Source organism: Algibacter sp. 2305UL17-15, assembly GCF_040720935.1.
Taxonomy (GTDB): Bacteria; Bacteroidota; Bacteroidia; order Flavobacteriales; family Flavobacteriaceae; genus Jejuia.
Genome location: NZ_JBFDAE010000027.1, coordinates 1 through 24,597, shown reverse-complemented (window position 1 = coordinate 24,597; position 24,597 = coordinate 1). Strand labels below are relative to the sequence as shown.

Sequence of the window (24,597 nt, the reverse complement as noted above, 5' to 3'; positions counted from 1 at the left end):
TCTTCGTTTAATAAATCTTCTGGTTTCATAAGTGTGTAAAATTTAAAGTTAATAAAATAAAAAACTCAGGATTGAATTCAATCCTGAGTTTTTTGAAACTTACACACTTTATGGGTTAGTGCCCCTTTATAGGTTAACCACAGTATTTGCGTAAACACAACAATTGTTCTTGATCCCTTACCAGTTAACTTCTTTAATTAATTTAATCATTAATTTGGTTTCCTCTGGTTTAAATTTTTCAGCTTTATTTTTGAAATCGTCTTCAAACATTTTCCAGAGTTTCATTTTCTGCCAAATTTTATCAAAATTATCGGTTTCTAAAACGTGCATACATTCTAAAACGGTATTGAAAAGTTCAATACGGTTCATGTTTTTGTCAATAAGTGGCTTCTGGTAAATGGCAAGCATCTTTTCTACTTTAATTACAAAATCTTTATTGTAATCATCTAATGTCATCCAGTCTGTAACCGCTTTAAGATGTTTGTAATTAAAATTGAGGACACTTCTATCATCAGTTATTTCATTAAAATTGATAAATTTTTGATTTTGAATTGTTTTTTCTAAAAACGTACAATGCATACCCCAAGCATTTTCTTCAAATTCTAAATCTTCAAAAACTGGTAGGTCTTCAAGAAATTGAATATTACTCAACATTTTATGAATGTATTTTTTACCATAGTTCATTTTTAATACTTTCCAAGTAAGATACACTATGGTAGCCACTTCATAATCATAATTAATAGTATTTAGCACCTCTTTGATTACTGTATCTTTTTCAAGCTGCGTTGTTTGTGTTTCTTCACTTTTAATTAATTGGCCTTTAAACGCCTGATCTAATAAACTGCTTTTTAAGGCTTTTAAATGATTTAGTTTTTTGGTTTGGGTTTCAACTAGACTATTTGAAACGTCAAAAACAGACTTAATTCTACTTACTGTTTTCTCTTGTTCTTTAATTGATAAGAAAGGAATTTCTATACTTAATAAATCTTTATCAGAAATCGCTGGATATTGTGCACCTTTTATAAAAGGCAGAATATACTCTTGAACTTTTTCTGAAATTAAAAAGTAAAATAAGTATTCATTAATTAATAAGTCTTTTTTAATTCTTAAAAGACAAAAAACCTGTTGATGCAATTGGTTTATTATAAACCTCTGAAACTATAGCAATATTCTTAAGGTTTGGTCTAGTAGTTGCAAAAACAATATCTCCTTTCTCGACAACTTTTCTTGCTCTACTAGGTGCTTCATTTCCTAATAAGGTTTTTGGACTTTCAATTTGAAAATGCTTGTTGTTAACTGATGATATATCAATATAAGTAAACGGATTATTTGAAAATTCAATCTTAGGGTTTAAGGTTTTTGTTTTTAATACTAACTCTTTTATTGGTTTTGATTTATGTTTTGAACTACCAAACTCCTTATCCAAAACACTACCTATTAAAGCCTGTGTATGCACAATATTTTCTTCTAGCAAACTCATGGCTTGGTCTATTTTGGTAAACAAACTATCTAATTTGGCTACAATGTTTTTTTGTTCTGATAAGGGTGGGAGTGGAATTTTGATTGAGTTTAATTTCTTTTGATTCAGTTTAGGTTGCGCAGAGCCTGTTACATAATCAGAAATATTTATTGAAGAAAAATAATATTCTAAATAGTCATTAGTTGTTTTTTCTTTTTTAGCTTTAACAATGTGAGCATGATTATTTACCCAAAATTTACCATTTGCTTTAAATGCAATTGGATAAACTCTTGCTAATAAATTTGCACCATCTTCACTAATTAAAAGATGTTCTCCTTCAAAAATAAAATCATCAACATAATCTATAATTCCAGACGCTCCATAATAGGGATACTTTCCTCCTTCAGAATTTTTTCTTTCTGAAGCTTTGATAGGAATTCTTTTTCCATCAAAATTATCAACAACTTCTTCAAACTTTACTTCTTCCCACTTACCCATCAATCAAGCTTTCAATTTGGTTCATTAATGTTTTTATTTCTGTATCGTTTTGCTTAATGGCAGTCAATAGTTCTTTTGGACTTCGGTGGATGACTTCAACTACTTTATGCGGATTTTTTGCGCTTAGGTCATAATCTTTTATTTCTGAGATGTTTACTGTCCAATCGTTACATTGAGGTTCGTTTTCATTACTGGCAGATTGCTTTTTAGTTTTTACTTCGTTTGATGAGATTGCCACGTCCTTCGTCCTCGCAATGACGGATAGTTTGGCATTGGTAGAGTTACGCTCTTTTGGGTTATGGAATAAGTGTACAAACTCTTTTATATGCTCGTAGGAAATGGGTTTGTTTTTTGTGAGTTTGTAGGGCGGTGTTACATCATAATACCAAATGTTATTGGTAGCACCTTTTCTGTCAAAATAAATAATGTTGGTTTTTACACCACTATAGGGTAAAAACACGCCAGATGGCAAACTTACTATGGTGTGTACATTGTAGTTTTCCAGCAAGGTTTGTTTTACTTTGGTAAAGGCATTATTGGTTTGAAACAAAACGCCCTCTGGCACTACAATGGCTGCACGCCCTTCTAGTTTTAGCATTTTCATAAAATGCTGCATAAACAGAATTTCGGTGGCATTACTTTCAACAGGAAAGTTTTGTTGGATTTGTTTTTTCTCTTTGCCGCCAAAAGGTGGATTTGCTAATATAACGTTGTGTCTGTCCTTTTCTTGAAAGTCGCGAATGTTTTGTGTTAGCGTATTGCCTTTATATACGTTTGGACTTTCTATGCCATGCAATATCATATTCATCATCCCCATAACATAACCCAAACTAGTTTTTTCTTGCCCGAAAAAGGTATCGTTTTGTATGGTTTCCCAATCTGCCGCAGACAGTTTTTATTTTTTATCGCCTTGGGTTAAAAAATCGAAGGCTTCAACTAGAAAACCGCCAGAACCAACAGCACCGTCATAAATGGTATCGCCCACTTTAATATCAGTAGTTTCTACCATGGCTTTAATAATGGCACGTGGTGTGTAAAACTCGCCCGAGTTTCCGCCATCGCTTCCCATACTTTTAAGTAGGTTTTCATAGACTTGTGACAGCTCAAACAACTCATCGCTACTTTGAAAATCTAATGCATCTATAATATCCAATACCTCACGAAGTGTGTGACCACTTGCAATACGGTTGTCTAAATACTCAAAAATAGCTCCTATTTTATAGGTTAACGTTTTTGGATCGTTAGTCGTAGTTTTAAAAGCTTTTAAATATGGAAATAGTGTGTTGTTGACGAAATCTATTAAATCATCTCCTGTTAAAGCACGTTTTACATCTAGTTTTCCATCATCATCTTTTGGGCAACCCCATTGGTGCCAACGTAAATCTTTTCGCAATACATAAGTATAGTCGGTACCTTCTAAAAAAGCTTCATCTGCTTTATTGTCTTCGTAATCATTAAGAAATTTAAGAAACAAAATCCATGAGATTTGCTCTGTGTAGTGCATGGCTCCAGAAATACCATCGTCTCGACGAAGGATGTCTGTAATTCTATCTATGTTGTTTTGTATGCTCATAATTTACTGATGCGTTCTAAAGTTTCTATTATAAATGCGCCACGCTCTTGTGCTGTAATTGGGTTGATATGACATTCTATTATTTCTCGACTATTGGGGTGCTCTAGAATAAAAACACTCAATGTTTTTAAAGCATTTTTTACTTCTGAAGAAGCCTTAACCGTTTCATCTACCAATTCTAAATTGTTATCTAAAATGTAGATGATATCTTCAAAATCGTGACTTAATCTAGGGTCAGTCCCTCTACTATTAAATGCTTCCCATTTGGTTGCCAAAAATATGGGCACCGGAAGTATTGAGATTTCGATATCCTCAATAGTTGTTTTATAGGCTTTACTAAAACCCGGTTTTAAATACGAATTTGTTGGACCAAAAGCTGTGGCTTTAAAAGGAATAAAATCAATTAAAATGCCTTGATGCGTGTAACGGTATAGATGGGTGCCTTTTGGGTCTGGATATATTTTTTTCTGTGCTAATAGTTCTCTTAATTGTTCCATTTCCACAAAGTTTGACACCTGTACGCAAACATCAACATCTGTAGTTACCCTTGGTAATTCAGCACCTTGGTCTGTAGCATATATACTTATAATCGCACCACCAATATATACCACTTCAGTATTAAACTCTCCCAATACACGCGCTACTTGCGCTACAACTTTTAAGTTTACCTGTGTGTTATTGAGCATGTTGTAGTCGTTCTTTTAAAAGTGACATGGCTAAATGTTGTTCGCGTACCTTTCCAACTCTAATAGCATCAACTAAGGCAAGTACTTCATGTAATTTTTTGTCGTTCAAAATAACTTTCGGAACTGTTTTATAAAGTGGCTGTATGGCTTGACCACGCATATTCCCTCTTGCATAAGGCCAAACATAATGTTGATCGCTTTGGATTTCTTTATCTAAAGGCGGTGCAGAGTGTGCTGTTGCAATACCTCTTACAATGGGGCCTGGCTGTTGCGGGAATACATATTTGATACCGAATTGTATAAATTCTAAAAGATTAAGTATGTTAACCCTTTTGCGACTTGCGTCTATCAATCCTGAATATTTTGAACGTGATAAACATTCCGATATTTCGGATTGACTGATATTCAAATCTTCAGATAGTGTATGCTGAAACCATTCTTGATCTCCTAAAGTTGAAATTTTCAAGAGAATTAAGATGTCTTGTGGTTTTAAAGTATTATTACTTTTCATTATATTGCGTATTGCGATATGCAATATTAATTAAAATCCCTATATATAACAATAATTAAGGGGTTAATATCGCATATCGCGATATGCGATATTGGTTTGATTATCCTGCCCTATAAATGTTTTCTTGTAATTTATAGTAAGCGCCTAAAAGTGTATTCATATCTCCAAAGGCCGTTTTAGCATCTTTTGGTGTGCCTAATTTTAGTTTTACTAAATCGCCTAATTTATCGCGTTGTAACTCTTCAATACCATAATCTTCGTAATGTTTTAAGATGAATTCTAGAAACTCACGAGCTTCAAGATTTTTATAAATTTCAAAAAATTGTGGATTTCCCTTAACAAACTCCACACGTTGTTTACGAGTCATTAATTCTGAAGAAAAGGAAATATGAGACAACACATCAATAATGTCGCAATCTGGTGTGGCAATCATATTTCGTAAATCATTCAGTTGTTCATTATCAAAACCTAATTGCCCAAGTTGTTTTAGTAAATCTGCTCTGGTATCTGGATTAGACCATGTATGGCGTAAATGATTTTCGTCTTTATAAATAGCAGGTAATTCGCCGATTAGTTTTTCTAGAAACTCACGAGCAGTTAGTGGTTTTTCGTTTTCGTCAATGTAACGTGTATCGACATCTGTTACTCTTAATTGACGACCATTACTTAAAGAAATAATCAATTTTTCTTTACGTTCATAAGGTTCGCCAGGTTCTTTAACTGGTCTAGGTTTTGGTTTCGGTGATCCGCTAGATCCTTCTCCTACTGCTTCTTCTGGCTCGCCATCCCAAGCGGCATCATAGAATAAGTTGGTTGCGCCCACAAAATCTATAATGGTAAAAAAGTCTTTGCCATCAAATACCCGTGTACCACGACCAATAATTTGTTTGAATTCTACCATAGAACCAATGGGCGCAGTAAGCACAATATTACGCACATTTCTAGCATCAACACCTGTGGTTAACATTTTGGAAGAGGTTAAAATTACAGGAATGTCCTTGTCGTTATCCTGAAACATTTCTAATAATTCTCTACCGTGCCTGCCTTCATCGCTAGTAATGCGTACACAATAGTTAGTGTCTGCAACGGTTTTATGTTTGTTTATAAAGTCTCTTAAATCTAACGCATGGTCTTGGTTGCTACAAAACACAATGGTTTTATCCATTTCGCCTATGTGATTTAAAATGGTTTGTGCTACTAATTCTGTGCGTTGGTTGATCGTGATGCTTTTATTAAAATCTTTAAGCTCGTAACGGTCTTTGGTTATTTCGCCTTGAATAATTTCACTATCATTGGTGTGAATGTACTCGTCTATATTTGTAGTAACACGTTTTACTTTGTAGGGTGTTAAAAATCCATCTTGGATACCATCTTTAAGTGAATACTCATAAATAGGTTGCCCGAAATATTTATAAGTATCAATATTATCTTCACGTTTTGGCGTGGCAGTTAATCCTAAATGAATTGCAGGACTAAAATGGTCTAATATTGCTCGCCATGAGCCTTCTTCGTTGGCACTTCCTCTGTGACACTCATCGATAACAATTACATCGAAAAAGTCGCTTGGGTATTCTTTATAAAAACCACCAATATTTTCACGTTCTGCAATGGCTTGATAAATAGCAAAAAAGATGTAAGCGTTTGTTGGTACAACGCCATTACGTTTACGTACTTCTTCGCCATCAATTTTAACTACATCTTTTTCATAGGGATTAAATGTATTGATGGCTTGGTCTGCCAATACATTTCTATCTGCTAAAAACAACACTCGTGGACGTCTGTCGTTTCCATCTAAATTCCATTTGGCTTTCAATAGTTTATGCACTATTTGAAACGAAATAAAAGTTTTTCCTGTTCCTGTTGCTAAGGTTAGTAAAATACGGTTTTGACCATCTGCAATACTTTCCATAACCTTATTAACCGCAATTTCTTGGTAATAGCGTGGTCCAAAATTTCCTGTTAATAAAAAAGGAATGTTATGAAGTTGTTCTTTTAATGTGTTTTTAGCACCAAAAAGACGGTTGTATAATTCTTTTGGCGTTGGAAAATGGTCTATATAATCTCCTTTTCCAGAACGTCTATCTAATTCGTAAATACGTTTGCCATTTGTAGCGTAAACGAAATTTATTTTAAGTTTTTCTGCATATTCTATGGCTTGCTGTAGTCCTTTTGTTGGATGGTCTCCTAGCTTTTTTGCTTCAACTAGGGCTAAATTGGTGTTATTATATTTTAGGAGATAGTCTAAGAACAATCGTTTCCCACGTTTGTTTCCTAACAGTTTTCTACCATCTGTAAAATAGTATTCTCTTACTATGTTAATGGGTTCCCATTGACTTTCAACCAGTTTAGGGTCTATAAAATTTGCTCTAGTATCAGATTCTGAAATGTGTTTTGTCATTCAATTAAAATGATGAATTAATCAGTTTTCTTAAATAGCTAAGAATGTCTTAGGAGATACTAAATATACTTATTTTGAATAAATAGGTATGTATATTGTAAGAAAATAAATAATATAATAAATCCAAAGGCTAATTTGATTTTTTCTATAGTTTTAAACGAATAGATACAATATGAATAGTATTGGTTAAATTTTTGCTTTCTCTGGTAGATTGATTTAACTTTATATAGTCTGTAATTTAGCAGATACCTGCGGGAGCGATACGGCATCCTTTGTGTGAAGCTTTAGATGTACAAACTTTAACTTTAGCAGAGTGTTTATTAATTGGAGAGATCCCGAAACAAGTTCGGGACTGCTTCGCAGAAAGATATAGTGGATAGCGCAGTTTTGTTTAAAACCCGCCCAAAAAAACATTTAAATTAGTTTTCTAATCCCTCAAAATACTCCTAGAAATCACAAAAAAAGAATTTTAATCTCTTAGGATACTCCTAGAAATCACAATTTTTTGAATCTCGGAAGTCCTATAAACAGTAATAATAGCCTTACATATACAAGTTTTTATCACTGTTTTTTAGCTTTACATTCAATTTAAAACTAGTGTTTCACAACCCTTTTAATAACAACACTATTATTGGGACCAGAGATTTTAATAAAATATACGCCTTCATCATAATTTCTTAACGATATTTCCTTTGAAACAACCATTTCTTTTAAGTCTATTTTATGAACTATCTTACCAACAATATCAATAATCTCGGCACTTAATAGTTCAAAATCACCAAGTTTTTTGATGATGAGTTTGTCCTCTGTTGGGTTAGGATAAATTAAAACGCTATTGTCTGTCAGAGCGTCATCATAAACACTTAACGTATTGTCATCTATAAACAAATCAAAAGAACAGGTATTCTGATTTCCTGCGCCATCAGTTGCCGTAAATGAAATGGTATGCAGGCCATACGGTAATTCTGTTCCTGCTTCGAGTGCTTGTTCAACCGTAAAACCACAATTGTCTGAAACTATGACGGTGCCATTGGCAATATAATCAGGTAAAGCGTAGGGACCTTCGCTCTCAATTGCAAAGTCTGCAGGACATGTTATTGTTGGAGCTTCAGTATCATTACTAACAATTTCAGCATCAATTGATGTCGAAAATCCCGTATTATCCGTTACAGTTAAAGTATAAATTCCCGGTCCTCCCGTAATGTTATTTAAGACTGAACCATCATTCCATTTATAAGTATATGGAGTAATTCCTCCGTTTACATTGGCCACTAAACTACCATTTTCTTGATTTGGACAACTTGGTGTGGCATCTATGGAAATATTTAGGCTTCCAATTGACAATGTCGCTTCATTGTCATCATTGTCGTATTCGGCAGGGGTGGAATTCCAAATTCTAGCAATTATAGTTGTGCTTTCATCTATAACCGTCCACGGGAATTGGAGGGATATGCTCTCGCCAGTATCCAAGGTTATTGGGAATGGACCTGCTATTTTGACCTCTTTGAGGAAATTATCGATATAGTAAAAAGCCACCTCTGCACCAATTTCTACATTGCCTTCATTTCCAACAGTAGCGTTAAATACTACCGAGTCGCCGATATTAGGTGACGGATTTGAAACGGAAAAAGCAGTAAACTTTAGATTACCAGCATCACCTACAATAATCGCTCTTGTGGCTTCATTGTTGAGTTTGTCTGATTCACTAATAGCATCAACACAGTCAATTTTTGCTGAAAGAATATGAGCTCCTGAAATAAGAGAGGAATAGGTTGACGACACCGAAATAGTATTGTTCATCCCATTCAAAAGTCCTTCTACATTCGAAATCGTTTCGATGGGTACGCCATCTGCATAGACACATAATTCCATTTCATCACTTGGGTTTGATGCACCGATATTTTCATAGGTTATATCGATGTTGATATCTTCGCCAGTATCTGGATTTAGTTCTGATGGGTTAATGTATTGCGAAAGGATTCGCATATCTGGTAAATTTGTGACATTTACTTCCACTATTTTGACATTATTGGTCTCATCACATTCTATATATCCATTGGATGGATCAAGAGTAGCGGTAATTGTATAAACACCAGCTTGTGGAAAAACGAAGGGGACAGGTAAATCCGCTCGGTATGGACAATTACAATTGGACTCCAAATCGTTGATGGTTACGGTTCCGGCATTAACGGTTCCTGACAACCCTGGACCACTGACTTCATATAAAATATCTACAGTACTGGCATCGTAAAGTCCTGTAAGGTCAAAGCCCATTGAAAAGTAAACAGGCTTGTTTATGGGCTGGATGATATCCCAAAAATTGTCATTTACACAGGACGCTGTATCAAATGCAAAATCCCAGCATAAATTTCCAGAGCGTATATTATCATTTTCATTGCTTTCCGTAATATCATTATTGGAATCAATATTTACCGTTAAGGTTTCTGTGCCTGATTGCACCGTTGGACCCTCTACACTAACTGTGGTGTCGGCTCCAGGAGAAAGGAAACCGTTGTAAGTAGCATTCAATATTTGACCTCCACTAAATACAAAACCTACTTTAAAAGGGCCCGTAGCGGTGCCATTGCCTTTATTATATATTTGAGCGGAATAGGTAGCTGTGCCAGTAAAAACAGGATCTACACTTACATCAATTTTGTCATCACTACAACTTTCTGGATAGAAAGCTAAATTGGGAATACAGTTGGCAATGGTTTGATTAAACGTAACCGTATTATTGTCTTCATCAAATTCAGGGATATCATCATTGCTATCAACAATCAATTCAAATTCGTAAGCTCCTGCCGTAGTGTATGTGAATGGTTTGGTAAAGCTATACGCATCGTCGGCACCAATACCTGCTATACTTTCCGTAAGGGTTTGAATTAAAGCACCGTCTAAATACACATTTACTACGGTGGTAAAAGCACCTGTGCCTGAAGTGTTTGCGTTTGATAAGGTAAATGTTATCTCCGTTGGGGCATCGTCTACACAAGTGCCTATGGTTCTAGGTGGACCGTCAACAATTCTTAAATTGGGTAAATTTGATGATACATAAATATTAGCACAATCGTAATTATTTCTCTTAGTGCTTTCCGTTATTTCAAAATTGGCATCAGCATAGGCACAAATTGAAAAACTCCCGCTCCCATTATACACAATATCTGTAAATGTTGTAGTAAAGGTTTCTCCTGGATTAAGGATAGGAATTGTTGCATCCTCAATGTTAGGGACTCCCCCTTCGTTACTTATGCTTAGTAGACTTGTAATGGCAGTTGCCGCACAACCGATATTTTTTACCGTTATAGTACCTGAAACACTTTCTCCACTTAATATAGTGCTATCAGAAACAAACACAGTGGTTTTTAAATCTGGTAAACAAGGTGGCTCAATAATTTCAAATGAAGTGGATTCAGTAGTGCTTAATGTGAAATCAGTTATCAACACCTCTGCATTGTATGTGCCAATTGCTTGAGGCACTGGAACATTAAAACAATAATCTCCATTCGAATTGGTATAGGTGGTATAGCTTGCACCAGTTTCAACAATAGTAATGGTGACGGTTGCCCCCGATACATCTGGGTCGTCTAGATCAACAGGAGTGTCAGTATATATGGCATCCCCACAAATACTTATGGTGTTGCCTAAGGTATTATACGCTGTGCTTGGGTTGGCATTGGCCGTTAAAACGATATTACCCGGTACATTAAAGTCGCCATTGGTAAATGGCCGTACCGCAGTATTGTTGGTTTCAATAGTTTCTGAAATTACATTGGTGTGGTCTATACTCACCAACATCGGGTTCCAGCCATCCGTGGGAGGGGTAGTGATTAGCCATGATACCGTTGTACTACTATTTGCAGGTAAAATAGGGATATTAATATCAGTAAATAGTGTTCCCGGTTCGGCCTGATTCTCTAAATGCACATCAAAATTGAGTGCGTCAAAATCTGATATGTTGTGAACCGTGGCAAAAACCGTTATTTCTGAACTCACATCGGGATTTGGATTGCTAAAGGAAATATCATTCGCAAAAATCTGTAAATCGGGTAGTACAAATACATCGGGATAATCAAAAGCGCCCAAGGTTGTGGTACACGACCCATTGATAACCTGAACAGAGCTTTCCCAATTGGTGCCAGATGGAAGTGCAGGAACGGTAACCATGTATCGTTTACCGTCACTGGTGTTTGTGTCATTGAGGTCTGCTTCTGTCATGATTAGCGTCAGGTCATTAGCGTCCGTTAAACTGCCATTACCCTCAAAATCTAATAGTAGCCTTGGAAAAGTAGCTGGTGGAGGTCCGTTAGTGATATCGGTATATTCTACCTCAAAGGTAAATCCAGTATCGGTAGCACCCGAAAGCGGATATACCAAAGCACCAGTGTAGTTTGAAGCGCTACTAAATTGTAAACTTGGATTGTTAGGGTTTAGATTGCCGTTAGTATCATCGCAATCGGTATTGTTTAACACAAAACCTGCAGGTTGGGTGCATGCCAATGTACTGCTTCCAAAATCTCCAAAGCCATCTCCGTCCGTATCGGCATACCAAGTAGTCAGTCCGGTCACATCTGGATCATTATCGTCGATTAAGCCGTCACAGTCGTTATCCTTGCCATCACAAATTTCAGAGGCACCAAGGAATATCGTGTTATCCGTATCGTCGCAGTCATTGTTATTGGCCACATAGCCAACGGGTTGCGAGCATTGTGATAATGCATTATTTGGGTCTCCAAAACCATCGGTGTCAAAGTCGGCATACCAGGTGGTTGGTGCGATTAAATCAGGATCATTATCATCTGTTAAGCCATCACAATCGTTATCCAAGCCATCACAAATTTCTGGGGCTCCAGGATAAACGGTGTTCTTTGTGTCGTCGCAATCGGTATTATCGGTAACATAACCCGTTGGTATCTCACAATCTGAAATGGTATTGTTGGGGTCTCCAAAACCATCCTCATCCTCATCTGCATAAAAAACAGTATTGCCTAACAACGTAATCGTAAACGAAATACTTTCGGTATTGTCGTTACCATCATCCGCTTCTAACGTTATAATATGCTGTGAATTTTGACCAGTAAGCACAGTGCCAGGGCTAGGTGTTTGAACAATTGTTGGTGTGGTACAATTATCGGTAGCCGTGGTTAATGATGTATAATCGGGAACAATAAACTCACAATTGCCATCTAAGTTTTCATCAAAGTTGCCCACTGCCGTAAGTTCGGGTGGGGTGGTGTCATCAACAATGACGGTCTGTATGGATTCCACCACATTGCCCTCCCCGTCATCAAAGGTCCATGTGATTTCATAAGTACCCTGCTCCGTATAGGTTAAAGGGTCTGTAGTAGTTCCTGTAATTTGATCGGCACAAAATAGTGATGTTGTGGGAGCAGTTACGGTGGCGGTACATTCTTCAACCACATCTTCCAAAACAGGAGGGTCAACATCTGTAGCACTCGTAACTTCAATTCCAAGACCTAAATCATATAAAGACCATACCTCTCCTTGATTTTTAATGCGAATATAAAAATCGTGCAGGCCACAATCGAGGTCTGTGGTTTCTAAATCCAGGGTATATTCATCTGGATTACCTGTCGGATTGAGGGTAGCAACTGTACCACCCCCAAAACCGGGGTCGGTATCATAAAAATATTCCAAGCTTGTTATGGGCAAAATGGTCTGATCGGGTTCAATATAAAACGTCCGTTGGTCATATAAACTCCACTTGCCATTATTGTCCTTTACACGAATGTACAGGGTGTTGAACCCTTCTAAACTGGCATCTAAATTTAAGACGTACATTTGCTCCAGTTCTCCGGTATTGCCATTAACAGCTAACGGGATTCCGCTCCCAATACCAGGATCGGTATTGATAAAATATTCGGCACTCATGATGTTGCTGGGGCCACTTTCATCGGGAACGATATAAAATGCACGCTGGTCGTACAAACTCCAAACCCCATTATCGTCCTTTACTCGAACATATAAGGTGTTAAACCCCTCTAAGCTATTGTCTAAACTTATGGCATAGGCCTGCTCCAGTTCACCCGTATTGGTGTTGACAGTTAAGGGTATGGCGGCACCATTATTAATAAAATATTCGGCACTTTCTATATTTGAAGGGCTATCATCGGCCACAATATAAAAAGGGCGTTGGTCGTAAAGACTCCATGCATTGTTATTGTCTTTTAATCTGACATAAAGTATGTTAAACCCTTCCAAGCTAGGCGGAAAGGTGATATCGAACGTTTGTTCCAAATCGCCCGAATTTGTTGTTGCGGTAATAACGGTGTTGCTGCCAAGGCCAAGGTCTGAATTAAAAAAGTATTCAATTTGAGTTACAGACTGGCTAAACCCCAACCAACTTATACCGCATATTAACCAAAGTAAAATACGCGTTTTCATAAGTGGTGGGTTTTAGTTGGTTTTGCCTTTTATGGTTACGGTTAATGGGTCGCCTTTGGCTACGGTACTGCTATAACTTTCTATTTGTAGGTAAGGAATGTTTTTAGGTTGCCCCATCATGCTGAAATCATAGCCATACACCACGCCAATATCTCCACCATCAATAGCGGTGCCTATGGCGGGCGATCCCGGCATTAAGGAAAAGTCTGCAGTAGCGTGGTTTATTTCCGCAGTTGTACTAAATAATCCTCCATCATCTGTAAACATAGGATTTGTATTCTCGATAGTATTATTTATAGTTCTTGAGCCTGAACCCGCAAAACTCATAGAATTAGTAGGGTTGTAGGTTAGACAGTTGTTGATCAAAAAAGAACCAGAATCTAAGTTTATCAAATTATGACCGCTATACGTTCCAATAAAAATGCAATCGTTTATAGTTAAGGTGCTACCGGAACTATTATTTATCCTGACATCTGCAAAATTGTTCACCGTATAAACTCTAAAAATGTTATTTTCTACTATTACAGAAGCTGCGGATTGAAAATCTAAAGTGTTACTGTGTAGAAACACATTATTTTTAATAATTGCATTGGTTACATTATTTCCTATTCTTTTAGTGTTAGGGCCAATAATAAAGTTGCCTTGTATTATGAGATTATTAAAACTTAAATTAGTGCTACTTATAGTATAATCTCTAAAATAACACTCCTTGATAATAAAATTGGTTATGGTGTCACTTCCTGATAATCCTGTAATTGTGTCAAAATATAATCCATTAATCGTGGTGTCTGATGCACCTGGAGCTATAGTGATGTTGCCAAGTGTTGTTCTATAATTACTGTTGGTTTCGCGGTGTGATCGCCCTACCAGAGTTACCCCTCTGTCGATGGTGATATTGCCATAACTTGTAGGGGACTGTTGTATGTAGATGATATCTACTGCAGTTGTTGAAGCCGCATTTATGGCATCTTGGAGGCTAGTAAAATCTGCCGCCGCACCAGGGGTGTTGTTGACGATGTGTATGGTTTGCGCCATAAGGGCAGAACTGAAGGTGAGCATAAAAATTAAGGACACTGTTTTGCAAAGAGTAAAGAGATTTTTCATAATAATGGTTATTTAAATTTAGACAATACAAGTTTTTCACATTAAAAAATGCTTAATCGTCTAGGGAGAATATTTTAAATAAACAGAGCCTGTTTAGAAGTAGATTGAGAGGGGAAGCGTTAGGCCCTTATATGAATAAGATAAGGTTGGTTAATAGCTTATTGCAAGGTACAGACTTCACTCTAAAATTAAAATAGTCCATATGGGGTATTTTTTTATTAGTTATATTTTTATTATTTTAACACTTAAAATAGTACAATGGCAGATAAAAAAACTTCAAAAATAGTTGAAACTTGGAAGACGATAAATCCCGTGCAACAACCCAACGATGTTAAGGACTTTCACGATATTATTAAAAAGATGACCTTTTTAATGACATTGGGACCCTACTACTATTTTGTACTTAATTCGGTCAGTTATGAATTTGATTATGTGAGTGATAGTGTTAGGGATGTGCTGGGTATAGAGCCAAAAGAATTTACATTGGAGAAATTGTTAAGCCTATATTATCCCGAAGATTTTCAAAAATTACAAGAAAAGGAAGAAATTATAGGCGATTTTATATACAATTATATGAGTGATAGAAGTTTTACTGATGCGGTTTCTTTTGGTAAAGCTTTGTATTTGAAACGGTTGAGGTATAGTAGTGGTGCTTACAAAACCATCTTACATCAGGTGATGGCTTTGAATGTTTCGGATGATGGAAAAATTCAACATTCTTTGGTGGTTCATGCGGATGTGTCCCATTTGAATATGCCTATTGACCATAAGGTGTCTTTTATATTTGACCAAGGGCCGTCGTACTATGCGATAGAAAAGGGTTCTTATTTCAAACTGAATGAAACCAATGATTATACTTCATATACTCGGCGGGAGGTTGAGATTATTAAAAGCATATCCGAGGGTAAGGACTTTAATGAAATATCAGGACTACTGCATATTTCCCCACATACCGTAAGGGCACATAAGCGTAATATTTTAAAGAAATCTGGTGCCAAAAATAGCGCTGAGCTGATTGCGAAATGTGTTAGAGAAGGCGTAATTTGATGCCATAGAGTACTCCGCGAGATTACGAAGAGAAATTTAATCCCTCAAAATACTCCTAGAAATCACAATTTTTTGAATCTCAGAAGTGCCCTCATAAATCTGGGTGATTTTAGCATCACGCATTAAACGCTCTACATGATACTCTTTTACAAAGCCATTACCACCGTGTATCTGAACTGCTTCCACAGTTTGTTCCATCGCCACTTTAGAGGCGTAGAGTTTTGCCATGGCACTGGATTTATCGTAGTTGTTGCCTAAATCTTTGTCTTTTGCAGCTTTCATAACCAATAGTCTTGCGGCTTCAATTTCGGTGTACATATCTGCCAATTTAAAGGCAATGGCTTGATGGTTACAAATTTCGGTGCCAAATGCTTTGCGTTGTTTGGAATATGTAAGCGCCAATTCGTAGCCCCCTTGTGCGATACCTAACGCTTGGGAAGCAATACCAATACGACCTCCGGAAAGTGTTTTCATTGCAAATCGAAACCCAGAACCATTAACGCCAATACGGTTTTCTTTTGGGACTTTTACATCGTTAAATTGTAGCGTATGTGTGTCGCTTCCGCGGATACCGAGTTTGTCCTCTTTAGGGCCAATATGAAAGCCTTCTGCTCCTTTTTCAACAATAAAAGCATTGATACCGTGCGAGCCTTTATCACGATCTGTTTGTGCAATTACTATGTAAACATCGGCTCTTCCACCACTTGTAATCCAGTTTTTATTGCCGTTAATAAGGTAGTGGTCTCCTTTATCTATTGCGGTTGTTCTTTGTGAAGTTGCATCACTACCAGCTTCTGGTTCGCTTAAACAGAATGCGCCAACAAATTCCCCTGTGGCTAATTTTGTAAGGTATTTTTGTTTTTGATCTTCTGTACCGTAAGCTTCAAGTCCGTAACACACCAACGAATTATTTACGGAAACAATAACCGATGCCGAAGCATCAATTTTTGATAATTCTTCCATAATTAACACATAAGAAATGGTATCCATACCGCTACCGCCATATTTTGGATCTACCATAATACCCATAAAACCAAGTGCTCCCATTTTTTTTACCAATTTATCTGGGAATTCTTGTTTGTTATCACGCTCAATAACGCCTGGAAGTAATTCGGTTTGGGCGAAATCGCGAGCTGCATCTCTTATCATTATATGTTCTTCTGAAAGGCTAAAATCCATAATTCGTAATTAAATTATTGTTTTGGTAAAAAATATTTACAAATATAGCTTTTTAGTGTGAATTTTTTAATTGGGATTGTTATTTTTACTTCCTATGATAAAAGATGAATATAATATTATCGGCCTAATGTCTGGAACTTCTTTAGATGGTGTTGATTTGGTTTATGCTAGATTTGAATTAAGGCCTAAATGGAGTTTTCAGATTATTTATTCAGAAACGATACCATACAGTATTCAATGGGTAGATAAATTAAGTGATTTAGTGAATTTTACTTCAGATGAATTAAAAGAAGTAGATGTTGAATACACTCATTATTTATCACAAATAATAAATACATTCATTTCAAAACATAATATTAAAGTCATAGATGCAATTTGTTCTCATGGACATACTGCTCTTCATAAACCCGAAGAAAATTTGACACTTCAGATCGGGAATTTACCAATCATTTCAAAATTAGTAGGTCAAACGGTAGTGTGCGACTTCAGAGTTGCAGATGTTACTTTGGGAGGACAGGGCGCACCTCTTGTTCCGATAGGGGATAAATTATTATTTCCAGAGTTTGATTTTTGTTTGAACTTAGGTGGATTTGCTAATATTTCTATGGATATTCAAGAAGAAAGAATAGCGTATGATATTTGTCCAGCAAACATTGTCTTGAATTGGTATATAAAAAAACTGGGTTTAGATTTTGATGATAAAGGGCAATTAGCTTCATCTGGAAAAGTGAATATAGAATTATTGAACAGCTTAAATGATTTAGCTTTCTATTCAGAAAAATGGCCGAAGTCTTTAGGTTTGGAATGGGTTAACGCAGAAGTTGTACCTATAATTGATGCATTTCAAATGGAAATAAAAGATATCCTCAGCACATTTTGCGAGCATATTGCTTTTCAGGTTTCAAAAGAAATAAATCAAAAAACAGATGCGCAAGTCTTGGTTACGGGTGGTGGCGTCTATAATTCATATGTGTTAGAGCGATTAAAATTCTATTCAAAAAACAAAATAGTAGTTCCGGATTCCGAAATTATAGAATTCAAAGAAGCTTTGATATTCGCATTTCTTGGTGTGCTTAAACTGAGAAACGAAGTGAATTGTTTAAAAAGTGTTACAGGGGCTTCCAGAAATCATAGTTCAGGAAAAATATATACCCCTTAAAATAATATTGATTTAATCTTATAAGGTTTTTTTGTTTTTTATATTTGTTAGGATAATTTTAAAATTACTTTCCCGTGACTCAATTATAACTTCACATATTTATGTATCTATTATCAAAAAATGTGTTAGTGTAAAACGAATCATTAAAAAAGTAAGATGAAAAAATTATTAAATAAGTACGAGAATAAAGCTCCCGAAATTGTTTTTAATTGGAAAGATTCCCAAACAGAAGCTGAAGGTTGGGTAGTTATAAACTCATTGAGGGGAGGGGCTGCTGGCGGAGGCACAAGAATGCGCAAAGGATTGGATATGAATGAAGTACTGTCTTTAGCCAAAACAATGGAGATAAAATTTACTGTTTCCGGTCCGCCAATTGGAGGCGCAAAGTCAGGAATAAATTTTGACCCCAAAGACCCACGTAAAAAAGGGGTTTTAGAGCGTTGGTATAAAGTGGTGTCCCCTTTATTAAAAAGTTATTACGGTACTGGAGGCGATTTAAATGTAGATGAAACCCATGAAGTGATACCCATAACAGAGGAAAGTGGGGTGTGGCATCCGCAAGAAGGCGTTTTTAATGGACATTTTAAACCGACCGAAGCAGATAAAATAAACAGAATAGGACAGTTACGTCAGGGCGTTATCAAAGTCATTGAAAATCCAGCCTATTCTCCAGATGTTTCCAAAAAATTTACAGTCGCCGATATGATTACTGGTTTTGGTGTTGCAGAAGCTACAAGACATTATTATGATATTTATGGGGGTTCTATAAAAGGCAAACGTGCTGTTGTTCAAGGGTTTGGGAATGTTGGTGCAGCCGCTGTTTTTTATTTATCGCGAATGGGTGCCAAGGTTGTCGGTATTATTGATAGTACCGGTGGCTTGATTAAAGAAGACGGTTTTACTTTTGAAGCCGTAACAAATTTGTTTCTTGCCAAAAAGGGTAATACATTAGTGCCTGAAAATTTAATTCCTTTTGAAGAGATAAATAAGGATATTTGGAAATTACAAACAGAAATATTTGCGCCCTGTGCAGCGTCGAGACTCATTACGATACATCAAATTGATGAAATGATAGATAGTGGGCTAGAGGTAATATCATGTGGTGCTAATGTGCCTTTTGCAGATAAAGAGATATTTTTTGGACCCATAATGGAACACACCGATTATAAAGTGAGTTTAATACCAGATTTTATTTCGAATTGTGGAATGGCAAGAGTTTTTGCGTATTTTATGGAGCGAAAAGTTCAAATGACAGATGAAGCCATATTCAATGATACATCCATTAGAATTAAAGAAGCAATAGAAAAAGTTTACACTAAAAATAAATCTAAAACCAAAATCAGCGCAACAGCATTTGAGATTGCGCTTAACCAATTGATATAAACTATAATTTATGGAAGCAGTAATTATTTTAGTATTTGTTATGGGTTATTTAGCCATAACCTTAGAACACAGTATAAAAATTGATAAATTAATTCCTGCGTTGGTCATGATGGCCATTTGTTGGGCATTAATAGCTTTAGGATTAGAAAGTTTTCCGCAATGGTTTGATTCTGGTAATCATAGTCTTTTAGAGGATTTTGGAGGATTGGAACATGAGGAGAAACTCCATTTAATGGAAGAAACCTTGTTGCATCATTTAGGTAAAACTGCTGAAATACTGGTGTTTTTACTTGGGGCAATGACCATTGTTGAAATTATAGATTACTTTGATGGTTTTGCGACTATAAAAGGCTTTATAAAAACAAAGAAGAAAACGAAGATTTTATGGATTTTTTCAATTTTGGCGTTTATTCTTTCTGCAATAATCGATAACCTTACGGCTACAATTGTACTGATTTCTATACTTCAAAAAATAGTGAAAGATAGAGATATCCGTATTTGGTATGCTGGTTTAATAATTATAGCAGCAAATGCAGGTGGCGCATGGTCTCCAATTGGAGATGTTACCACAACAATGTTGTGGATTGGTAAAAAGGTAAGTACTGGTCATCTTATAGGATATTTATTTATCCCTTCGTTGTTATGTATGGTAGTACCTGCTTTAATAGCTACGTATTTACCAGTATTTAGGGGTGATTTAAATATTGTTGAAGATCCTGAGAAGACGAAATCAAAATTTAGTGGCACAATGTTGTATTTAGGTTTAGGAGCCATTGTTTTTGTACCCATATTTAAAATGGTAACGCACTTACCGCCATATGTTGGTATGATGTTATCTTTAGGTGTAGTTGCTACGTTTGCTGAGATATACAGCAGTTCTAAATTCAGTATGTCGAGTCATGATTTAGAAGAAAGTGATGCACATGCACACCATAGTCCCGTACATGCGTCATTATCTAAGATTGAATTGCCTAGTATTTTGTTTTTCTTAGGAATTTTAATGGCCGTTGCTGCACTAGAATCACTCGGGATTTTATTTGGGTTTGCTAGTTCTTTGCAAGATACTGTCCCACAATTAGGGACAGAAATACATCCAGGAGGTGTATCAGATTTAGTAGTGCTTTTGCTAGGAGTAGGTTCGGCAGTAATTGATAATGTGCCATTAGTAGCTGCAAGTTTAGGCATGTTTTCTGAACCAATAGATCATGAATTATGGCACTTTATAGCTTATTCTGCCGGAACAGGTGGTAGTATGTTGATTATAGGTTCTGCAGCAGGCGTTGTGGCAATGGGCATGGAAAAGATAGATTTTTTCTGGTATTTGAAGAAAATATCATGGTTGGCTTTAGCTGGATTTTTAGTAGGTGCTGCTGCATTTATGGTCACTAGAACTTTATTTTAAGAAAAGCGTTAAATGGTATAAAAGTTGAAAATGGTATAAAAGTTGAAAGATTAGTAGTTGTGCTAGTCTTTTTGCTTTTTATAAACGTAAATAACAAAAAGTAATGGAAAGTCTGATGTAATGCATTTCGACTGCGTTCAATGTGACATTTCTATTTTTTGTCATGTACTAAAAAAACGGAAATAAACTGAAAACGAATTTTATTATACTTTTGCGACAAAACAGACGTTATACTGTTGCAATAAATTTTATATTATATGCTGAACATATTATTACAAGATGCCCAAGAAGGCGTAGAATTAGCAGATGGGGAATCTGTTGAAAAAACGCTGTCAATTATAGAGTTAATAACCAGCGGTGGTATTGCAGGACAAGTCATTATTGCGATTCTATTTTTACTTTTAATAGTTGCAATTTATATTTATTTTGAAAGGCTGTTTGCCGTAAAAGCGGCATCAAAAGTAGATGCTAATTTTATGAATCAAATTAAGGATCATGTGAGCAATGGTAAAATAGATTCTGCGCAAGTGTTATGTGCTCAGGTCAATTCGCCAGTATCCAGATTAATAGGAAAAGGTATTTCTAGAATTGGAAAACCGCTTGCCGATATTAACACAGCTATTGAAAACGCGGGACGATTAGAAATTTATGGTTTAGAAAGAAACATTAGTATTTTGGCGACCATATCTGGAGCGGCACCCATGATTGGGTTTCTTGGAACAGTAGTTGGTATGATTTTGGCAATATTTGAATTGGCTAATGCAGGAGGATCTATTCAAATGGATGTTTTAGCAGGAGGTTTATATACAGCAATGACCACTACGGTTGCAGGTTTAATTGTTGGAATTGTAGCATACATGGCGTATAACCATTTGGTGGTTAGAACAGATAAAGTAGTGTATCAAATGGAAGCGAATTCATTAGAGTTTTTAGATCACTTAAACGAACCTACATAGTATGAACTTTAGAGGAAGAAATAAAGTAACGCCAGAATTCAATATGTCTTCAATGACAGATATTGTGTTTTTGCTGTTGATTTTTTTTATGATTGCTTCAACCTTGGTTTCTGCCGAGGCTATTGATTTGTTGTTGCCTAAATCGTCCAGCAAAACTACCCAGGTTAAAAACGTATCAGTCAGTGTAAACAAAAAACATCAATATTTTGTAGATTTAAAAATGGTGCCTAAAACCCAATTGGAATCTACTATTCTTGCTGCAATGGCAGGGAGTACAACATCTTCAATAACTATCAGGTCCGACCAGGATGTGGAGATGAAACATGTGGTTTACATTATGGATATTGCGAACAGAAATAAAATTAAGTCCACTTTGGCGGTAAAGTCAACGCAATAGTCGCAAAGTTCTGGAACTTTCAAAAGGTATATTATAAATGAAATATTTTGAAACAAAATATGAAAAGGATTCAGCAAAAATTACGTTGCTGATTACTTTGATATTGTTGTTATTGATTTTCATAATGGGACCTCAATATTTAGATCCTCCAAGAGAATATGGTGTTGCTGTCAATTTTGGAACAACAGACCATGGTAAAGGTAATGTGCAACCTAAAAAACCTGTAAAGTCTGAACCCAAGGAAATAAATGAACCACCACAACCAGATGTTTCTAAATCTGAACCCACAACATCTTCCGAAGTCAAAGAAGAAGCTATTTTAACGCAGGAAGATATTGAAGCTATCGCCATTAAAAAGAAAAAGGAAGCTGAAGCAAAAGCCAAGGCGATTGCAGAAGCTAAGGCAAAAGCCGAAGCAGAAAGAATAGCGAAGGAAAAGCGCGAACAAGAAGAAAAGAAGAAAAAATTGGATGCTTTAATTGGTGGTGTGAGTAAATCTGAAGGTTCTGAAACTGGAAGTGAAGGCAATGATAATAAAGCAGGAGATAAAGGGCAATTAGATGGAAATCCTTATGCGCCAAGTTATTTTGGTGGACAAGGCACAGGTAGTGGTGGTGTTGGTTATGGTTTAAATGGACGGGGAGGAGCGTCTTTCACGCGATTAAAACAGGATTGTAATGAGTCTGGAATGGTCATTGTAAAAATTATTGTAAACCAAAATGGGAATGTTATTTCTGCGGAACCAGGACAAAAAGGAACAACAAATACAGCACAATGTTTATTAGAGCCTGCAAAAAAAATAGCACTATCTCATAAATGGCCAGCAGATCCTAAAGCACCAACGCGCCAAATAGGGTTTGTGAGTGTGAACTTCAAATTAAGTCAATAGTCGATGACATATCAAGATACACTCAATTGGATGTTTTCCCAACTCCCAATGTATCAACGACAGGGTAAAGCAGCTTTCAAAAAAGATTTATCCAATACTATAAAATTAGCAAAGCATCTTAAAAACCCTGAATGTAACTTCAAATCAGTTCATGTCGCTGGCACAAACGGCAAAGGTTCTACGAGCCACATGATTGCATCAATTTTACAAGAAGCAGGTTACAAGGTGGGCTTATATACATCGCCGCATTTAAAAGACTTTAGAGAACGAATAAGAGTCAATGGAAAGCCTGTTAGTAAGCAATTTGTAATTGGGTTCATAAAACGGAACAAAACTTTTTTTGCTGAAAATAAATTGTCGTTTTTTGAAATGACCGTAGGGATGGCATTCGATTATTTTTCAAAAGAAAAGGTGGATATCGCTGTTGTTGAAGTCGGTCTTGGTGGGCGACTGGATTCTACAAATATTATTACGCCTGAAGTTTCAGTAATAACAAATATCGGGTTAGATCATACACAGTTTTTGGGCGATACCTTAGAATTAATTACTGGAGAAAAAGCGGGGATTATCAAACCGAACGTTCCCGTGGTTATTGGAGAAACCCAAAACGAAACAAAACCTATTTTTGATGAGATTTCAAAAAGTAATGCATCCAAAATAATTTATGCTGATAAAAATGTAAAAAAAGTTTATACATCTGATTTAATAGGATCATATCAAACTAAAAACATAAAAACAGCTGTTCAATCTCTTGAAGTGTTGGGTAATAAAGGCTTTAAAATATCCGAAGAAAATATAAAAGAGGGGCTTTTAAATGTGGTTTCTAATACTGGTTTATTGGGAAGATGGCAAGTTTTAAATGAAAAGCCTAAAGTGGTTTGTGATACAGGACACAATAAAGAAGGCTTAACTTATGTAATGCAACAGCTCTCTAATGAGGTTTTTGAATCTCTTCATATCGTTTTTGGAGTAGTAAATGATAAGGATTTAAATTCTATTGTAGATTTGTTACCAAAGCACGCTACATATTATTACTGTAAACCTGATCTTCCAAGGGGCATGGATGCTACTATTTTAATGGAAAGTTTGAGCCATCACCATTTAAAAGGAGAAACCTATAATTCTGTAAATGAAGCTTATGAAGCCGCATTGAAGCATGCATCCGAAGACGATTTTATATTTATTGGCGGCAGTACTTTTGTGGTTGCTGAAATTATTTAAATTTTTATTGAAAAAGTTTTTGCAGAATTAAAAACTAGGTTATATTTGCATCCCGTTAAGGGCAATTAGCTCAGTTGGTTCAGAGCATCTCGTTTACACCGAGAGGGTCGGGGGTTCGAATCCCTCATTGCCCACAGAATAAAAAAACCTGATGAAATTTCATCAGGTTTTTTTCGTTTATAAAATTTTTGTTTTTTGGTAGCTAAAATGGATCAAGTCAAAAAGTTGTGTGTGAATTGGAATAAGATTCCGATTTTTGTTTAAAAAAAGAACCTTGGACAATTATCTAGACTTACTCAAACTTATCTTACCTGAATTTCTGATCAATCA

At 35.9% G+C, this 24,597-nt stretch carries 16 protein-coding genes, 1 tRNA gene and 1 pseudogene; 9 read left to right on the top strand and 9 right to left on the bottom strand.

Annotated elements, in window-relative coordinates; genetic code table 11:
• Positions 1-177: 177 nt before the first annotated feature.
• From ABXQ82_RS18560 to ABXQ82_RS18525, 8 genes and pseudogenes are all read right to left on the bottom strand, one after another.
• Entirely contained in the window at positions 178-1,134 is a 957-nt protein-coding gene (locus tag ABXQ82_RS18560) for a restriction endonuclease subunit S (RefSeq protein ID WP_367063268.1), read from the bottom strand.
• Positions 1,100-1,957: a restriction endonuclease subunit S gene (locus ABXQ82_RS18555; RefSeq protein ID WP_367063266.1), complete on the bottom strand. Its 858-nt coding sequence runs from the start codon at positions 1,955-1,957 to the stop codon at positions 1,100-1,102. The genes ABXQ82_RS18560 and ABXQ82_RS18555 overlap by 35 nt, the downstream gene beginning before the upstream one ends.
• Positions 1,950-3,530 (bottom strand): annotated as a pseudogene (locus tag ABXQ82_RS18550) (class I SAM-dependent DNA methyltransferase). The gene ABXQ82_RS18555 and the pseudogene ABXQ82_RS18550 overlap by 8 nt, the downstream one beginning before the upstream one ends.
• Positions 3,527-4,216: a hypothetical protein gene (locus tag ABXQ82_RS18545; protein WP_367063264.1), complete on the bottom strand. Its 690-nt coding sequence runs from the start codon at positions 4,214-4,216 to the stop codon at positions 3,527-3,529. Before ABXQ82_RS18545 ends, ABXQ82_RS18550 begins: the two are co-directional and overlap by 4 nt.
• Positions 4,206-4,727: a hypothetical protein gene (locus ABXQ82_RS18540; RefSeq protein WP_367063262.1), complete on the bottom strand. Its 522-nt coding sequence runs from the start codon at positions 4,725-4,727 to the stop codon at positions 4,206-4,208. Before ABXQ82_RS18540 ends, ABXQ82_RS18545 begins: the two co-directional genes overlap by 11 nt.
• A gap of 100 nt (positions 4,728-4,827) precedes the next feature.
• Entirely contained in the window at positions 4,828-7,125 is a 2,298-nt protein-coding gene (hsdR, locus tag ABXQ82_RS18535) for an EcoAI/FtnUII family type I restriction enzme subunit R (RefSeq protein ID WP_367063260.1), read from the bottom strand.
• A 594-nt stretch (positions 7,126-7,719) separates the two neighbouring features.
• Positions 7,720-13,530, bottom strand: coding sequence for a CARDB domain-containing protein (locus tag ABXQ82_RS18530; RefSeq protein ID WP_367063258.1), 5,811 nt, complete (start codon positions 13,528-13,530; stop codon positions 7,720-7,722).
• Between the two features lie 12 nt (positions 13,531-13,542).
• Complete coding sequence (locus ABXQ82_RS18525; RefSeq protein WP_367063256.1) at positions 13,543-14,589, bottom strand: hypothetical protein; 1,047 nt, start codon at positions 14,587-14,589, stop codon at positions 13,543-13,545.
• A 303-nt stretch (positions 14,590-14,892) separates the two neighbouring features.
• Between ABXQ82_RS18525 and ABXQ82_RS18520 the strand changes: the two genes are divergently transcribed.
• Positions 14,893-15,681 carry a helix-turn-helix transcriptional regulator gene (locus ABXQ82_RS18520; RefSeq protein ID WP_367063254.1) on the top strand — a complete coding sequence of 263 codons (789 nt, stop codon included), beginning with the start codon at positions 14,893-14,895 and terminating at the stop codon, positions 15,679-15,681.
• A gap of 36 nt (positions 15,682-15,717) precedes the next feature.
• Here the strand turns inward: ABXQ82_RS18520 and ABXQ82_RS18515 are convergent, their stop codons facing one another.
• Positions 15,718-16,860, bottom strand: a complete 1,143-nt coding sequence (locus ABXQ82_RS18515; protein WP_367063252.1) for an acyl-CoA dehydrogenase — start codon at positions 16,858-16,860, stop codon at positions 15,718-15,720.
• Between the two features lie 94 nt (positions 16,861-16,954).
• On the opposite strand from ABXQ82_RS18515, the gene ABXQ82_RS18510 reads away from it, so the two are divergent.
• The 8 genes from ABXQ82_RS18510 (at position 16,955) to ABXQ82_RS18475 (ending at position 24,401) form a co-directional block, all read left to right on the top strand.
• Positions 16,955-18,019, top strand: a complete 1,065-nt coding sequence (locus ABXQ82_RS18510) for an anhydro-N-acetylmuramic acid kinase (RefSeq protein WP_367063250.1) — start codon at positions 16,955-16,957, stop codon at positions 18,017-18,019.
• A 156-nt stretch (positions 18,020-18,175) separates the two neighbouring features.
• Positions 18,176-19,402, top strand: a complete 1,227-nt coding sequence (locus tag ABXQ82_RS18505) for a Glu/Leu/Phe/Val dehydrogenase dimerization domain-containing protein (protein ID WP_367063248.1) — start codon at positions 18,176-18,178, stop codon at positions 19,400-19,402.
• A 10-nt stretch (positions 19,403-19,412) separates the two neighbouring features.
• Positions 19,413-20,804: a sodium:proton antiporter NhaD gene (gene nhaD, locus ABXQ82_RS18500; RefSeq protein ID WP_367063246.1), complete on the top strand. Its 1,392-nt coding sequence runs from the start codon at positions 19,413-19,415 to the stop codon at positions 20,802-20,804.
• Positions 20,805-21,061: 257 nt separating this feature from the next.
• On the top strand, positions 21,062-21,760 hold the full coding sequence (locus tag ABXQ82_RS18495) for a MotA/TolQ/ExbB proton channel family protein (RefSeq protein WP_367063244.1): 699 nt from the start codon (positions 21,062-21,064) through the stop codon (positions 21,758-21,760).
• A gap of 1 nt (position 21,761) precedes the next feature.
• Positions 21,762-22,157 carry a biopolymer transporter ExbD gene (locus ABXQ82_RS18490; protein WP_367063242.1) on the top strand — a complete coding sequence of 132 codons (396 nt, stop codon included), beginning with the start codon at positions 21,762-21,764 and terminating at the stop codon, positions 22,155-22,157.
• 37 nt (positions 22,158-22,194) lie between these two features.
• Positions 22,195-23,046, top strand: a complete 852-nt coding sequence (locus ABXQ82_RS18485; protein WP_367063240.1) for an energy transducer TonB — start codon at positions 22,195-22,197, stop codon at positions 23,044-23,046.
• 3 nt (positions 23,047-23,049) lie between these two features.
• A complete protein-coding gene (locus ABXQ82_RS18480; RefSeq protein ID WP_367063237.1) occupies positions 23,050-24,267 on the top strand; it encodes a folylpolyglutamate synthase/dihydrofolate synthase family protein in 1,218 nt (405 codons plus the stop codon).
• A gap of 59 nt (positions 24,268-24,326) precedes the next feature.
• Positions 24,327-24,401 (top strand) — tRNA-Val (locus ABXQ82_RS18475).
• Positions 24,402-24,597 lie beyond the last annotated feature (196 nt).